Raw genomic sequence first — 14,535 nt, 5'->3', positions numbered from 1 at the left:
CCACCCAGGGAAGGAGCCAAAATCAATGAAAACGATCCACGGTGCATCCACGATTCGCCCCGGCGCCGCGCTGCGCGCGCTCGTCATCGCCGCCGGCGTGGCCGCGGGCCTCGCCGCGCCGCTCGCGCAGGCCGAGTCGCGCGACGCGATCGTCAAGGCCGTCAAGTTCGACGACATCGACGACATCGCGAAGCAGCTGAAGCATGGGCTCGACCCGAACCTGACCGACGAGCGCGGCAACCCGCTGCTCGTGATCGCCGCGCGCGAGAAGTCCGACAAGGTCGCCGAGGCGCTCGCCGCGGCGCCGAACGTCGATCTGGAAAAGACCGATCCGGCCGGCGAGAACGCCCTGATGATGGCCTCGCTCAACGGCGACCTGCCGCTCGTCAAATACCTGGTGGACAAGGGCGCCGAGGTCAGCAAGAAGGGCTGGACGGCGCTGCACTACGCGGCCACCAACGGCCACGACGACGTGGTCAGCTACCTGCTCGACAAGTCCGCCTACATCGACGCGGGCTCGCCGAACGGCACCACGCCGCTGATGATGGCCGCGCGCGGCAACCACGACACCACCGTCACGCTGCTGCTCGACCAGGGCGCCGATCCGGCCATCAAGAACCAGGTCGGCGTGACCGCGCTCGAGTTCGCGAAGCACTATCAGGCGCCCGACGCGGTCGCGATTTTGTCGAAGCGCACGGTGCCGATCGGCGATGCGCGGCCCGCGAATGCGGGCAATGGTCAAAACAGTGCAAAATAGCGGTTTTGGGCGCGGCGCTTGCCGCGCCGTTTTTGTCGTGCCGGCCTGACGCCGCCGACCTGACATAAAGGAACATCCAATGTTGCGGGCTCTGTTTTTTACCGCCGCGTTCGTCGTGCCGCTCTCGGCGCACGCCTTCACGGCCGGTGATCTCGACAAGCTCTGCGCGAAGACCGACGTGAAGTCTCGCGCGTCGTGCGGCGCGTACATCGAGGGCGCCGCCGACGGCGTCTACAACACGATCGACGCGATCGGCGGCACCACCGGGCCGCGCGTCGGCCAGTATTTCTGCCTGCCGCCCGACATCAAGGCGCAGCAGATGACGGACGCGATCCGCAAATACGTCGCCGAGAACCCGAAGATCGTCGACTACAACGCCAGCACGGCGGTGTCGCTCGGGCTCGGCAAGGCGTTTCCGTGCCGCAACGTGAACTGAGCGGCGGGTGCGGGGCTGCGGCCGTCTGAGCGCGCCTGCGCCTTCCCGGGCTTTCCGTGCCGCAACGGCCGGCGTGCCGCCCGCACGCGGCCGCTTCGCCCCGGCGTGAGCGGGCCGGCCTTGGGCCCGCCGCGCCATCCGACCACCCCGCGCGGGAACCCCGGTTCCCGCCCTGACGATGCAGCCACCGCGCGATGACGACGATGCTCGATCAACTCGCGGCCATCGCCGATGCGCCGCTCCATTCCTGGCCGGGTACGCTGCTGGTCGCCGTGCTGCTGCTGGCCACCGTGACCGGCATCCACTGGCTCGGCGCGCGCGTGGTGATCCCGCTTGCGCGACCCTATCCGTTCATGAGCGTGATCGTGCGCTACATCGACCGGCCCGCGCTGGCGGTGCTGGCCTTCCTCGCGCTCGAATTCCTCTCGCTGCAGGTCGCCGACGAGCTGTCACACTCGGGCGGCCTGCGCACGCTGTCGGCGGTCGGGCTGATCGTCTCGCTGACCTGGCTGCTGATGCGGCTGGCCGCGGCGACCGGCGAGGCGATCGTGCTGGCCCATCCGGTCGATACGCCGAACAACCTGGAGGCGCGCCGGATCCACACCCAGGCGCGCGTGCTGGCGCGCTCGGTGATGGTGGTGATCGTGATCATCGGCACCGGCGCCGCGCTCATGACGTTCCCGAACGTGCGCCAGATCGGCGCCAGCCTGCTGGCCTCGGCGGGCGTGGCCGGGCTGGTCGCCGGTATCGCCGCGCGGCCGGTGCTCGGCAACCTGATCGCGGGCCTGCAGATCGGCCTGTCGCAGCCGATCCGGCTCGACGACGTGGTGGTGATCCAGGGCGAGTGGGGTCGCATCGAGGAGATCACCGGCACCTACGTGTCGGTGCGGCTCTGGGACCAGCGGCGGCTGGTGGTGCCGCTGCAGTGGTTCATCGAGAACCCGTTCCAGAACTGGACGCGCAACAGCGCCGAGATCATCGGCACCGTGTTCCTGTTCGTCGACTACCGCACGCCGCTCGCGCCGCTGCGCGACGAGCTGGCGAGGATCGTCACCTCGGCGCCCGAATGGGACGGCCGCGTGCAGGTGCTGCAGGTGACCGACGCGACCGAGCGCTCGATCCAGCTGCGCGCGCTGGTCAGCTCGCCGGACTCGTCGCTGTCGTGGGATCTGCGCTGCCGCGTGCGCGAAGGGCTGATCGCGTTCCTGCAGACGCATTACCCGGACAGCCTGCCGCGCGGCCGCATGGAGCTTGCCACGCCGGGCAGCGGCGACACGCCGAACCTGCCGTCGTGGCTGCCGGGCGAGCCCGCGTCGAGCACCGCCGCGAACACGCCGGCCGATCCAACCGCCACCGAGACGGTGTCGGTGCGCTGACGGCCGCGCCAGCCCGCCTCCCCAGCCAGCCTCCCTGCCGCGAGCGCCCCATGCCGATGCCCGATTCCTCCGCGCCGCTGCCGCCGCTGAGCGCGCTCGCGATCGCCAACTACCGCTCGCTGCGCGACTTCATCGTGCCGCTGGCCGGGCTCAACGTCGTGACCGGGCCGAACGGCAGCGGCAAGTCGAGCGTCTACCGCGCGTTGCGGCTGCTGGCCGACACCGCGCAGGGCCGCGCAATCCCGTCGCTGGCGCGCGAGGGCGGGCTGGCCTCGACGCTGTGGGCCGGCCCCGAGCGCTTCTCGCGCGCGATGCTGGCGGGCGAGGCGCCCGTCGAGCCGCTGGTGCGCAAGGAGCCGGTGTCGCTGCGGCTCGGTTTTGCCTGCGCCGATTTCGGCTATGCGATCGATCTCGGCATGCCGATCGTCAACGAGACCACGCTGTTCGGCCGCGACCCGGTGATCAAGCGCGAGTGCGTCTGGAGCGGCACGCTGCTGCGGCCGTCCGCGCTGCTCGTCGATCGCCACGGCGCGCAGATCCGCACGCGCGACGCGACGGGCGGCTGGCGCACCGTGCCGCAGCCGGTCGCGTCGTTCGACAGCATGCTGACCGAGTTCGTCGATCCGGCCGGTGCGCCCGAGATGATCGCGCTGCGCGAGCGGATCCGCTCGTGGCGCTTCTACGACCATTTCCGCACCGATGCCGACGCGCCCGCGCGGCGCGCGCAGATCGGCACCCACACGCCGGTGCTGGCCGACGACGGCGCCGACCTGGCCGCCGCGCTGCAGACGATCCGCGAGATCGGCGACGCCGAGGCGCTCGACGCGACCATCGACGACGCGTTCCCCGGCGCGCGGCTCGCGGTGGACGACGCGGCCGGGCGCGGCCGTTTCGAGGTGGCGATGCGCCAGCCCGGGCTGCTGCGCCCGCTCGGCGCGGCCGAACTGTCGGACGGCACGCTACGCTACCTGCTGCTCGCCGCCGCGCTGCTCACGCCGCGCCCGCCGGCCCTGCTGGTGCTGAACGAACCCGAGACGAGCCTGCATCCGGACCTGCTGCCGGCGCTCGGCCGGCTGATCGCGCTGGCCGCGGCGCGCTCGCAGGTGATCGTGGTCTCGCACGCGGCACGGCTCGTCGCCACGCTCGAACGCGAGGCGGGCAGCCTGTCGCTGGTGCTGGACAAGCGGCTCGGCGAGACCCGCGTCGACGACGAGGCGCTCGACCGGCCCGCCTGGAAATGGCCGTCGCGTTGAGCGCCCGGTGACGGCACCGGGGTCGCCGGGCGCCGGGCCGGCGAGTTCGCGTGGGCTCGGACCCCGAGGGGTGGAAAAAATGACCGGCGCGAATGTATCCGTGCTGTAACAAGGCCCAGAAAATGCAATCCCGCTGCCGCCCGCGATGGCGATCGCGAATAATGTCGGGAGACGGTGCCCCGCTGTTGCGGCACCGCCGACGGGCATCCCGGAGATAAAACGATGAAGATTGCTCAGATCGCGCCATTGACCGAATCCGTGCCGCCGAAGCTCTACGGCGGCACCGAACGCGTCGTCTCCTACATCACGGAGGCACTGGTCGAACTCGGCCACGACGTGACGCTGTTCGCGAGCGGGGACTCGCACACCAGCGCGAAGCTGGATGCGGTATGGCCGCGCGCGATGCGGCTCGACGTGTCGATCCGCGACCGCGTGGCGCCGCACATGCTGCTGATGGAGCGCGTCGCGCGCCGCGCGAGCGAATTCGACGTGCTGCATTTCCACATGGACTATTACTCGTTCTCGGTGTTCAAGCGCCAGCCGGTGCCGTTCCTCACGACGCTGCACGGGCGCCTCGACCTGCTCGAACAGCAGCCCATCTTCGACCTGTTCGACACCGCGCCGGTGGTCTCGATCTCGAACGCGCAGCGTCAGCCACTGCCGCGCGCGAACTGGCTGAAGACGGTGCAGCACGGCCTGCCCGACACGCTCTACACGCCGCAGCCGGTGGAACCGCGCTACCTCGCGTTCCTGGGCCGGATCTCGCCCGAGAAGCGCGTGGACCGCGCGATCCGGATCGCCGAGCGCTGCGGCCTGCCGATCCGCATCGCCGCGAAGATCGACGCGGCCGACGAGGAATACTTCGAACGCAAGATCAAGCCGCTGTTCGCGCTGCCGCACGTCGAGTACATCGGCGAGATCGCCGACGGCGACAAGGCCGGGTTCCTGTCCGGCGCGCATGCGCTGCTGTTCCCGATCGACTGGCCCGAGCCGTTCGGGCTCGTGATGATCGAGGCGATGGCCTGCGGCACGCCGGTGATCGGCTTCAACCGCGGCGCGGTGCCCGAGGTGATCGAGGAAGGGCTGACGGGCTTCATCGTCGAGGACGAGATCGGCGCGGTGGCCGCCGTGAACCGCCTGCCGCTGCTGTCGCGCACGCGCGTGCGGCAGCGTTTCGAGGAGCGCTTCACGTCGCGCCGCATGGCGCAGCAGTACGTGGACGTTTATCAGGCGCTGATCCGCGCGCAGAAGCGTTCGCGCTTCAAGGTGATCGATTCGGCCTCCTGACCCGGCGTTTCCGTCCGGCGTTCCGAACCCGATGCCGGACAAAAAAATGGCGCCCTTCGCGGGCGCCTTTTTTCGTGCATCACGGCGGCGGGGCTTCGAAGTCCGGAGCGGCCCCGCCGCCCGCGATCACAGATCCAGCTTCGTCACCTTGGTGCCGTTGATCGACACGTCGCCCATCAGGCCGGCGTTGGTCAGCACCACCACTTCGACCGGCGCCGTCGCGGTGTTCGAGTCGACCGCGCCGTTGGCGCCCATCTTGACCAGCGCGACCGAGGCGTCGGCACCGGCGGCCCAGCCGTTCGAGGCGCGGAATTTGTCGAGCGAATCCTGCGTCATGAACAGGAAGATGACGGCCTTCGACTGCGCGCCGGCCTGCAGGCCCACCGACAGCGACGAGGTGTTGAAGTACCCGATGGTGCTGCCGCCCACGCGCAGCGCGCCGTTACCCGTTTGCGCGCCGACGATGAAGCCGGCCTGCAGCACTTCCGGGAACACCAGCATGCCGCGCGACTTCGCCGCCAGTTCGCGCGAGCCGGGCACCGTGGAATAGAGGCGCGAGAGCGTGGCGTTCACGCTGGCGTCGATGGCCTGGCGCTTCGATGCGTTGGTCGAGGCGGTCGCGGGCTTGTCGGGCGTGGTGGTGCAGCCGGCGAGCGCGAGGCTCCCGACGATGAGCGCGGCGGCGGCTTTCAACACGAGATTGCGTTTTTGCATCGTTTTTCTCCATCAGGTGTGGTTTCGCGGGTTGTCCCGCCAAAACAGGGCAATGCATCCCGAGTTATATCACAGCGATCCGTATCTTTTTTTCTCCTTCTCGTAAAAAAAGCGTCAAATCGTTAAGATTGGTTAAACCTTTGTTTTTGAGACTGAATTCCTGAATTTTCGGGGCCGGGAAGGAACGGAGATCGGGCGCGAAAATCGGCTGGAATCGACCTGAAGCGAGCTGGAAAACGCGCCGGAAAGCGATCGTGAGGCGGTCCGTTTCGATGCCTGTCCCGGCGCTCGGCCAGGCTGGCAACGCGAACACGGCGGCATCCGCATCGGACGCGCCCCGGCGCAATTCCATGCGGCGCGTCGGATCAGGCGGCGGCGGGCGGATCGACGGGCGGCACCGGGGCATGCCGCAGCGCGCGCCGCAGCAGCCCGATCGCCGCGCCGAACGCGAACAGCAGCGCGGCGGGCGCGGCCCAGTAGCCGATCAGCGCGTGGAGCAGATAGACCGCGAGCGTGCGCTGGCGCAGCGCGTATTCGGCCTCGGCCTCGCGCTGGCGCGGCGCGTTGGCGTCCAGCACCGCGTCGGGGCAGCCGGCCGTGCGCGCGGCCTCGGGCGTGCCGCGGCATCGCGCGGCGACACCGGCGGCCTGCTGCGCGTCGCTGAACTGCCAGCTGCGCAGTTCGCGCTGCAGGTCGGCGCGGTTGTAGGCGGATTCGTCCCGGACCTCGCGGACCGCGACGGTCGCGACCGGGATGGCCCAGCAGGCCACGACCAGCAGCCAGCGGCGTAACCAGCGACGGCGTCTCGTTGTCATTGCTGCCTCCGTTCTCGTGCGGGGCGATGCTTGCGGCGCGGGCACGGCCGGCCGTCGGGTGACGGCGGGCGGATCGGTTTCATGCGCGCGGCTCAACCATCATAGGAGAAAACGCGGCGCGGCACGGGACGGATTGGCGCGGCGCAAAGGCGCCGAGCGAGGCGGCCGCCAGGCCGCCATGAAAAATGCCGCGCCCGCGTGAGCGGGGCGCGGCATCGAGCGGGCGCGGGAGCGTCAGGCCGCGGGCTGGTTCGACAGGCAACTCTTCATGAACGCCTTGCGCTCATCGCCTTTCTTGCCGGCCGCCTGCGTGTTGCAGGCTTTCATCTTGTCCTGCTGGGACATCTTCGGCTTCGCGGACAGACAGTCCTTCATGAAGGCCTTGCGCTCGTCGCCCGACTTGCCGGCCGCCTGCGCGTTGCAAGCCTTCATCTTGTCCTGCTGGCTGTTGGCGGCAAACGCGGGCGAAGCCAGCATGCCGCCGACGAGCAGCGCGGCCATCAGCGATCGGATTTTCATTGGACACTCCCGTTGGGTAATTGGCGTTCTCGTGACACCGGACGTCGCGCGCGGCTGCGCGGAACGCGAGGCCATTATGGCAAATCATCCCGAAAATACCAGAGCGGGCAAACGCGCGGCGCGGCGCCGGCGGGCACGCGGCCCGCCGGCGCCGGAGGCCGCGGCGGCGGTCGCTTCCGGCGCCGGGCGCGAAGGATCGCCGAAGCGCGCCGGACAGCGATTACAATCGCGGCCATGACCTATTCGACTCCCCACCCGAACTCCGCCGGCACCGCGCCGGCGCTGCCGCGCATCGCGGTCCTCGCCACCGGCGGCACGATCGCCGGCGCCGCTGCCGACGCCACCAACACGGCCGGCTACCAGGCCGGCGCGCTCGGCATCGCCTCGCTGCTCGACGCGGTGCCGGCGCTCGCGCGCGTCGCGCGGATCGAAGGCGAGCAGATCGCCAGCATCGACAGCAAGGATCTCGAGCCGGCGCTCTGGAGCGCGCTCGCCGCGCGCATCGACGCGCTCGCGGCCGACGACGGGATCGACGGCATCGTGATCACGCACGGCACCGACACGCTGGAAGAAACCGCGTGCCTGCTGCACCTGACCGTCAAGACCTGCAAGCCGGTGGTGCTGACGGCCGCGATGCGGCCGGCCACGGCGCTGTCCCCGGACGGCCCGCTGAACCTGCTCAACGCGGTGACCGTCGCCGCGCATCGCGCCGCGCACGGTCAGGGCGTGCTGGTCGCGTTCAACAACAAGATCCACAGCGCGCGCGACGTCGTGAAGACCAGCACCTATGCCGTCGACGCGTTCCAGTCGCCGGAGCTGGGCGTGCTGGGCTGGGTGCAGGACGGCCGCGTCGAGTTCGCGCGCGGCGTCACGCGCCCACATACGGCGGCCACGCGTTTCACGATCGGCACCGACTGGCCGGCCGTGGAGGTCGTCACGAGCTACGCGGGCGTATCGCGGCTCGGCGTCGATGCGCTGGTGGCGGCCGGCGTGAAGGGCATCGTGGTGGCCGGCACCGGCAACGGCTCGATCCACGCGCGGCTGCAGGAGGCGCTCGTCGAGGCCGCGCGCCGCGGCGTGGCGGTGGTGCGCGCCTCGCGCGTCGGCTCGGGGCACGTGATGCGTAACGGCGCGGCCAACGACGACGCGCTGCGCTTCGTCAGCGCCGGCTCGTTGAACCCGTTCAAGGCGCGCGTGCTGCTGATGCTCGCGCTCGCGGCCGGCGTGAGCGATCCGGCTGAACTGCAGACGGTGTTCGATACCTACTGAGGCGCGGCGCCCGACATCGACGATCGACGCATACGAAAAACGGACCGAAGGTCCGTTTTTTCATGGCCGCATCGATCGAAGCGACCCGCTCGAAGGGCAGGGCAATGATGAGGATCGCTGATGAATCCGACAAGCGGACACCCGACGACGACGTCTGACCGACCAAGGCTTCCCCGACGCCGCCGGGTGCCGCTGCGGACCCCACCAGCCGCTCTCAGCCCAGAGCGGCCTTCAACCGCCCGCCGGACCCGAAGATCCGGCGGGCGCCCCACCGTGCGGCGCGCCGCGTGCGCGGCCGGCGCGCCGTGCCCGCATTCACTTCGGCTCGGCGATCTCGAGGTTCGACATGATCTCGAGCGCGCGGACGATGCCCGAGTGATCCCAGGCCTTGCCGCCGTGCGCGGCGCACACGCTGAACAGCTGCTGCGCGCTCGCGGTATGGGGCAGCGCGAGGCCGAGGCGGCGCGCGCCGTCGAGCGCGAGGTTCAGGTCCTTCTGGTGCAGCTCGATGCGAAAGCCCGGCTCGAACGTGCGCTTGGTCATCCGCTCGCCGTGCAGCTCGAGAATCCGCGACGACGCGAAGCCGCCCATCAGCGCGCGCCGCACGCGCTCCGGATCGGCGCCCGAGCGGGCCGCGAACAGCAGTGCCTCGGCCACCGCCTCCAGGTTCAGCGCGACGATGATCTGGTTCGCCACCTTGGTGGTCTGGCCGGCGCCGTTGTCGCCCACCAGCGAGATGTTCCTGCCCATCAGCTCGAACAGCGGCCGGGCCCGTTCGAACGCCTGCTCGGGGCCGCCCACCATGATCGTCAGCGTCGCGTCGCGCGCGCCGACCTCGCCGCCCGATACCGGCGCATCGAGATAGTCGCAGCCGAGCGCGTTGATCTGCCTGGCGAACTCCTGCGTGTCGAGCGGCGAGATCGAGCTCATGTCGATCACCAGCTTGCCGGCCGTCAGGCCCTTCGCGACGCCGTCGTCGGCGAACAGCACGCTGCGCACGTCGGGCGTGTCCGGCACCATCGAGATGATGATCTCGGCGCTGTCGGCCACCGCCGTCGAGTTCGCGACCACCCGGGCCTGCCCGCGCAGGTCGTCCGGCACCGGGAAGGCGCCGTTGACGACCAGCGAGTGGCCGCCCTTCAGCAGGTTGCGCGCCATGTGCGAGCCCATGATGCCAAGGCCGATGAAACCGATCGTTGCCATGTCAGAGTGTCTCCGTAGGAATATGAGGAAAGGGGGGCGTCAGGCGTGCTCGGCGCTGCGCTGCTTCGCTTCGCGCAGCCAGCCGAGCCCGTCGCGGGTGGTCGTGCGCGGCTTGTACTCGCAGCCGACGTAGCCGTCGTAGCCGAGCTCGTCGAGCAGGTCGAACAGGCAGGCGTAGCGGATCTCGCCGGTGCCGGGCTCGTGGCGGCCCGGGTTGTCGGCGAGCTGGACGTGCGCGATCGCCGGCAGGTTCGCGCGCAGCGTCGCCGCGAGTTCGCCCTCCATGCGCTGCATGTGATAGATGTCGTACTGCAGGAACAGGTTGTCGGACCCCACCGCGCGGATCACGTCGAGCGCTTCGGCCGAGCGGTTCAGCGCGAAGCCGGGGATGTCGTGGTGATTGCACGGCTCGACCAGCAGCCGGATGCCTTCGCGCTTCAAGGCCTCGGCGGCGAAGCGCAGGTTCTCGACGATCGTCACGTGGGTGGTGTCGCGCGGCACGCTGGCCGACGCGATGCCGACCAGGCAGTTCAGCTGCGGCACGCCGAGCGCCTTCGCGTAGTCGATCGCGCGGCCCACGCCGTCCTGGAACTCGGCGCGCCGGTCGGGCAGGCAGGCGATGCCGCGCTCGCCCTGATCCCAGTTGCCGGCCGGCAGGTTGTGCAGCACCAGCTTCAGGCGATGGGCGGCGAGCCGCTCGGCCAGTTCCTCTTTCGCGTAGGGGTACGGGAACAGGAACTCGACGGCGTCGAAGCCCGCGTCGGCGGCGGCCTTGAACCGCTCGAGGAACGGCACTTCGTTGAACAGCATCGTCAGGTTCGCGGCGAATTTCGGCATGGCGGGTGTCTCCGGTCGGTCAGAAGGAAGCAAGGGTCAATCGAGCAGCGAGATCGCGGTCGGCGCGTGTTCGGGCCGCTCGGCGAGCGGTTCGAACTCGTTGATCGCGTCGATCTCGGCACCCATCGCGATGTTGGTCACGCGTTCGAGGATCACCTCCACCACCACCGGCACGCTGAACTCGGCGATCAGTTGCTTGGCCTGCTCGAAGGCGGGCGCGATCTGTTCCGGCCTGGTCACGCGCAGCGCCTTGCAGCCGAGCCCCTCGGCCACGGCGACGTGATCCACGCCGTAGCTGCCGAGCTCGGGGGCGTTGACGTTCTCGAACGCGAGCTGCACGCAATAGTCCATGTCGAACGCGCGCTGCGCCTGGCGGATCAGGCCCAGATACGAGTTGTTCACCACCACGTGGACGTAGGGCAGCTTGAACTGCGCGCCCACCGCGAGCTCCTCGATCATGAACTGGAAGTCGTAGTCGCCCGACAGCGCGACGATCGGTCGGCCCGGGTCCGCGGCGCGCACGCCGAGCGCGGCCGGAATGGTCCAGCCGAGCGGGCCGGCCTGCCCGCAGTTGATCCAGTTGCGCGCCTTGTAGACGTGCAGGAACTGCGCGCCGGCGATCTGCGACAGGCCGATCGTGCTGACGTAGCAGGTGTTGCGGCCGAACGCCTTGTTCATTTCCTCGTAGACGCGCTGCGGCTTGACCGGCACGTCGTCGAAATGGGTCTTGCGCTGCAGTGTCTGCTTGCGCTGCCGGCAGTCGGCCGCCCAGGCGCCGCGGTCCTTGAGGCGGCCGGCGGCCTTCCATTCGCGGGCCACCGCCACGAACAGCTCGAGCGCGGCCTTCGCGTCCGACACGATGCCGAGGTCGGGGCCGAACACGCGGCCGATCTGGGTCGGCTCGATGTCGACGTGTACGAACCTGCGGCCCTTCGTGTAGACCTCGACGCTGCCGGTGTGGCGATTGGCCCAGCGGTTGCCGATGCCGAGCACGAAGTCCGAGGCGAGCAGCGTGGCGTTGCCGTAGCGGTGCGAGGTCTGCAGCCCGACCATGCCGGCCATCAGCGGGTGATCGTCGGGAATCGCGCCCCACGACATCAGCGTCGGGATCACCGGCACGCCGAGCGTTTCCGCGAACTCGACCAGCAGGTCCTCGGCCGCCGCGTTCAGCACGCCGCCGCCCGACACGATCAGCGGCCGCTCGGCGTCGTTGAGCATCGTGAGCGCGGCCTCGATCTGGGCGCGCGTGGCGGCCGGCTTGTAGGCCGGCAGCGGCGCGTAGGTATCGATGTCGAACTCGATTTCGGCCAGCTGCACGTCGATCGGCAGGTCGATCAGCACCGGGCCGGGGCGGCCCGAGCGCATCAGGTGGAAGGCCTGCTGGAACACGCGCGGCACGAGGGCCGGCTCGCGCACCGTGACGGCCCACTTGGTGACCGGCTTGGCGATCGATTCGATGTCGACGGCCTGGAAGTCCTCCTTGTAGAGCCGCGCGCGCGGCGCCTGGCCCGTGATCGCGAGGATCGGGATCGAATCTGCCCAGGCCGAATAGAGGCCGGTGATCATGTCGGTGCCGGCCGGCCCCGAGGTGCCGATGCAGACGCCGATGTTGCCCGGCGCGGCGCGCGTGTAGCCCTCGGCCATGTGCGAGGCGCCCTCGACGTGGCGCGCCAGCACGTGGCCGATCGCGCCTGACTTGCGCAGCGCGGAGTAGAACGGATTGATTGCGGCGCCCGGCACGCCGAAGGCGGTCTGGATGCCTTCCTTCTCGAGCACCAGCACCGCGGCGTCGACGGCTCTCATCTTGGCCATGAATGTCTCCTTGGGAATCACGGATCACGTTGTCGTCGCCACTTTAGGTGGACGTGAAAGCTTTGATAAGATCGGCGCTCGTCGCTTATTTCGAAACTAAAAGTATCGAATGCCGTCCGGACAGGCTGTCCGGCGCATCGATCGGGGCACCGGGAGGCCGCCGATGGACCGCTTCAAGCAGATCGAGACGTTCGTGCGCGTGGCCGACGCGGGCAGCCTGGCGGCGGCCGCGCTCGAGGAGGGGGTGTCGCCCGTCGTGCTGGGGCGGCGCATCGACGCGCTGGAGAAGCGGCTCGGCGTGAAGCTGATGTATCGCTCGACGCGGCGGCTGGTGGTGAGCGAGGAGGGCGCCGCGTTCCTCGAACGCTGCCGCGGGCTGCTCGGCGACTGGGACCAGGCCGAAAACGAGCTCGCGGCCGGGCGCCGCGCCGTGAACGGGCACCTGATCGTGTCGGCGCCGGCCGCGTTCGGCCGCAAGCACGTCGCGCCGCTCGCGCCGGCCTTCGTCGCCGACAAGCCGGACCTGCAGCTGTCGTTCAACCTGACCGACCGCGTCGTCGATCTGGTCCGCGAGGGCTACGACCTGTCGATCCGGATCGGCGGCGTGGTCGATCCGAACTTCGTCGCGGTGAAGCTCGCGAACAATCGCCGCGTGGTGTGCGGCACGCCCGACTATTTCCGCCGGCACGGCCGGCCGCAATCGCTCGACGACCTGCCGAAGCACAATTGCCTCGCCTTCAATCTGCAAGGGGGACAGAACCGCGGCTGGTATTTCCGGCGCAACGGCAAGCTCGTGACGATCCGCGTGGCCGGCAACCTCGACTGCAACGACGGCGAGTTGCTGCACCGCTGGGTCTCGGAAGGGCTCGGGCTCGGCTGGCGCTCGACCTGGGAGATCGCGCGTCAGCTGGAGACGGGCGAACTCGAGACGGTGCTCGACGACTACGCGCTGCCGGACTACGACATCCTCGCCGTCTACCCGCAGCAGCGCTACGTACCGGCACGCGTGCGCTACTTCATCGATTACCTGCGCGAAGCCTACGCGCGGCCGGGCTACTGGAGCGGCCCGGGCTGACGCCGCGGCGGGCCGGGCCGCCCCGGTCGATCGCGCCCCGCGGTCAAGTCGTTGAAAACACGGCTGATTCAGCGGGCGGACGATGCGAACCCGTTGCACGAGCCTGTCGTTCGGGTTAGAATCTTCGGCTTCTCACTTGCCACACCGGTTCCGACGCCCGGGTGGCTTTAATCCACAAGGAGTGTGTATGCGTCATTACGAAATCGTATTCATCGTGCATCCCGATCAGAGCGAGCAAGTGCCCGCGATGATCGAGCGTTACAAGTCCACGATCACCACGCGCGCTGGCCAGATCCACCGCGTCGAGGACTGGGGCCGTCGTCAACTGGCCTACATGATCGAGAAACTCGCTAAGGCTCACTACGTCTGCATGAACATCGAGTGCGACCAGGCGACGCTCGACGAACTCGAACACGCGTTCAAGTTCAACGACGCCGTGCTGCGTCACCTCATCGTCAAGATGAAGAAGGCCGAGACCGGCCCGTCGCCGATGATGAAGGAAGTTCAGCGCGAAGAAGCCAAGAAGGCAGCTGCAGCGCAGCCGGCCGAAGCGCAGGCTTAAGACCGGATCGGTCAAGCCATCAGGGTACGCATCACTTCGTGAACAGGCTGCAACTGACGGCGAGCGTCGTCGAGCGACAACCGGTGCGGTACACGCCGGCAGGCGTTCCGATCGCGAGTTGCACGCTGCAGCACCGCACGGAGGTCGTCGAGGCAGGCATCCGCCGACAGGTCGAAATGACGATCGAGGCGATGGCCGCCGGCGAGGCGAGCGGCAGGCTGGAGCGCTGCGAGATGGGCGTCGAGACGCTCTTCACCGGCTTCCTGGCGAAAAAAAGCCGCAACGCGCGCACCCTGGTGTTTCACATCACAGCATTGCAGGACATAGGAAAGGACTGAATCATGCCCCGTCCCACTGGCAAGAAATTCGACAAGCGTCGTCAGCAACAAAACCCGCTCTTCAAGCGCAAGAAGTTCTGCCGTTTCACGGCAGCCGGTGTCGAGCAGATCGACTACAAGGACACCGAAACGCTGAAGGACTTCATCGGCGAGAACGGCAAGATCACGCCGGCGCGTCTGACGGGTACCAAGGCGCATTACCAGCGTCAGCTCGACACGGCCATCAAGCGCGCGCGTTTCCTCGCGCTGCTGCCGTACACCGACCAGCACAAGGCGTAAGCC

17 protein-coding genes are annotated in these 14,535 nt (G+C 69.0%); 10 read left to right on the top strand and 7 right to left on the bottom strand.

All coding sequences use genetic code 11. The features are described from left to right. The first annotated feature begins 25 nt into the window (after nt 1-25). The 5 genes from bpln_RS11155 to bpln_RS11135 all read left to right on the top strand — a co-directional run bounded on the left by bpln_RS11155 (nt 26) and on the right by bpln_RS11135 (nt 5,109). Nucleotides 26-757 carry an ankyrin repeat domain-containing protein gene (locus tag bpln_RS11155; RefSeq protein WP_055138839.1) on the top strand — a complete coding sequence of 244 codons (732 nt, stop codon included), beginning with the start codon at nt 26-28 and terminating at the stop codon, nt 755-757. 79 nt (nt 758-836) lie between these two features. Next, nucleotides 837-1,193, top strand: a complete 357-nt coding sequence (locus tag bpln_RS11150) for a Rap1a/Tai family immunity protein (RefSeq protein WP_042625242.1) — start codon at nt 837-839, stop codon at nt 1,191-1,193. Nucleotides 1,194-1,387: 194 nt separating this feature from the next. Then, nucleotides 1,388-2,569, top strand: a complete 1,182-nt coding sequence (locus bpln_RS11145; RefSeq protein WP_042625241.1) for a mechanosensitive ion channel family protein — start codon at nt 1,388-1,390, stop codon at nt 2,567-2,569. 77 nt (nt 2,570-2,646) lie between these two features. Beyond that, nucleotides 2,647-3,822, top strand: a complete 1,176-nt coding sequence (locus bpln_RS11140) for an AAA family ATPase (RefSeq protein ID WP_148654061.1) — start codon at nt 2,647-2,649, stop codon at nt 3,820-3,822. Between the two features lie 222 nt (nt 3,823-4,044). Continuing rightward, nucleotides 4,045-5,109: a glycosyltransferase family 4 protein gene (locus tag bpln_RS11135; RefSeq protein WP_042625240.1), complete on the top strand. Its 1,065-nt coding sequence runs from the start codon at nt 4,045-4,047 to the stop codon at nt 5,107-5,109. A 126-nt stretch (nt 5,110-5,235) separates the two neighbouring features. On the opposite strand, the gene bpln_RS11130 is transcribed toward bpln_RS11135, so the two are convergent. The 4 genes from bpln_RS11130 to bpln_RS11120 all read right to left on the bottom strand — a co-directional run bounded on the left by bpln_RS11130 (nt 5,236) and on the right by bpln_RS11120 (nt 7,157). After that, on the bottom strand, nt 5,236-5,823 hold the full coding sequence (locus bpln_RS11130) for a BPSL1445 family SYLF domain-containing lipoprotein (protein ID WP_042625239.1): 588 nt from the start codon (nt 5,821-5,823) through the stop codon (nt 5,236-5,238). 64 nt (nt 5,824-5,887) lie between these two features. After that, nucleotides 5,888-6,175, bottom strand: a complete 288-nt coding sequence (locus bpln_RS35470) for a hypothetical protein (protein ID WP_148653999.1) — start codon at nt 6,173-6,175, stop codon at nt 5,888-5,890. 13 nt (nt 6,176-6,188) lie between these two features. Next, nucleotides 6,189-6,638 carry a hypothetical protein gene (locus bpln_RS11125; RefSeq protein ID WP_055138838.1) on the bottom strand — a complete coding sequence of 150 codons (450 nt, stop codon included), beginning with the start codon at nt 6,636-6,638 and terminating at the stop codon, nt 6,189-6,191. A gap of 234 nt (nt 6,639-6,872) precedes the next feature. After that, entirely contained in the window at nt 6,873-7,157 is a 285-nt protein-coding gene (locus bpln_RS11120) for a PsiF family protein (protein ID WP_042625237.1), read from the bottom strand. Between the two features lie 225 nt (nt 7,158-7,382). Here bpln_RS11120 and bpln_RS11115 point away from each other — a divergent pair, with 225 nt between their 5' ends. Beyond that, complete coding sequence (locus bpln_RS11115; protein ID WP_123863621.1) at nt 7,383-8,426, top strand: asparaginase; 1,044 nt, start codon at nt 7,383-7,385, stop codon at nt 8,424-8,426. A 315-nt stretch (nt 8,427-8,741) separates the two neighbouring features. Here the strand turns inward: bpln_RS11115 and bpln_RS11110 are convergent, their stop codons facing one another. Genes bpln_RS11110 through gcl form a run of 3 tightly spaced genes read right to left on the bottom strand, consistent with a single transcriptional unit; the run spans nt 8,742 to nt 12,278 of the window. Next, the gene (locus bpln_RS11110; protein WP_042625235.1) at nt 8,742-9,629 is read right to left on the bottom strand and encodes a 2-hydroxy-3-oxopropionate reductase; all 888 of its coding nucleotides are present in this window, start codon (nt 9,627-9,629) and stop codon (nt 8,742-8,744) included. A 39-nt stretch (nt 9,630-9,668) separates the two neighbouring features. Next, on the bottom strand, nt 9,669-10,466 hold the full coding sequence (gene hyi, locus bpln_RS11105; protein ID WP_055138837.1) for a hydroxypyruvate isomerase: 798 nt from the start codon (nt 10,464-10,466) through the stop codon (nt 9,669-9,671). Nucleotides 10,467-10,502: 36 nt separating this feature from the next. Beyond that, the gene (gene gcl, locus bpln_RS11100) at nt 10,503-12,278 is read right to left on the bottom strand and encodes a glyoxylate carboligase (protein WP_042625233.1); all 1,776 of its coding nucleotides are present in this window, start codon (nt 12,276-12,278) and stop codon (nt 10,503-10,505) included. Nucleotides 12,279-12,441: 163 nt separating this feature from the next. Between gcl and bpln_RS11095 the strand changes: the two genes are divergently transcribed. The 4 genes from bpln_RS11095 to rpsR all read left to right on the top strand — a co-directional run bounded on the left by bpln_RS11095 (nt 12,442) and on the right by rpsR (nt 14,532). Beyond that, nucleotides 12,442-13,353: a LysR family transcriptional regulator gene (locus bpln_RS11095; RefSeq protein ID WP_042625232.1), complete on the top strand. Its 912-nt coding sequence runs from the start codon at nt 12,442-12,444 to the stop codon at nt 13,351-13,353. 187 nt (nt 13,354-13,540) lie between these two features. Further along, the gene (gene rpsF, locus bpln_RS11090; protein ID WP_042625231.1) at nt 13,541-13,915 is read left to right on the top strand and encodes a 30S ribosomal protein S6; all 375 of its coding nucleotides are present in this window, start codon (nt 13,541-13,543) and stop codon (nt 13,913-13,915) included. Nucleotides 13,916-13,953: 38 nt separating this feature from the next. Continuing rightward, the gene (priB, locus tag bpln_RS11085) at nt 13,954-14,253 is read left to right on the top strand and encodes a primosomal replication protein N (protein ID WP_042625230.1); all 300 of its coding nucleotides are present in this window, start codon (nt 13,954-13,956) and stop codon (nt 14,251-14,253) included. A gap of 3 nt (nt 14,254-14,256) precedes the next feature. Further along, nucleotides 14,257-14,532, top strand: a complete 276-nt coding sequence (rpsR, locus tag bpln_RS11080) for a 30S ribosomal protein S18 (RefSeq protein ID WP_006486248.1) — start codon at nt 14,257-14,259, stop codon at nt 14,530-14,532. The last annotated feature ends 3 nt before the right edge of the window (nt 14,533-14,535 follow it).

Source organism: Burkholderia plantarii, assembly GCF_001411805.1.
In the GTDB taxonomy this organism is placed as follows: Bacteria; Pseudomonadota; Gammaproteobacteria; order Burkholderiales; family Burkholderiaceae; genus Burkholderia; species Burkholderia plantarii.
The sequence above is the reverse complement of the archived record's forward strand: the minus strand, read 5'-3'. Positions and strand labels throughout refer to the sequence as shown.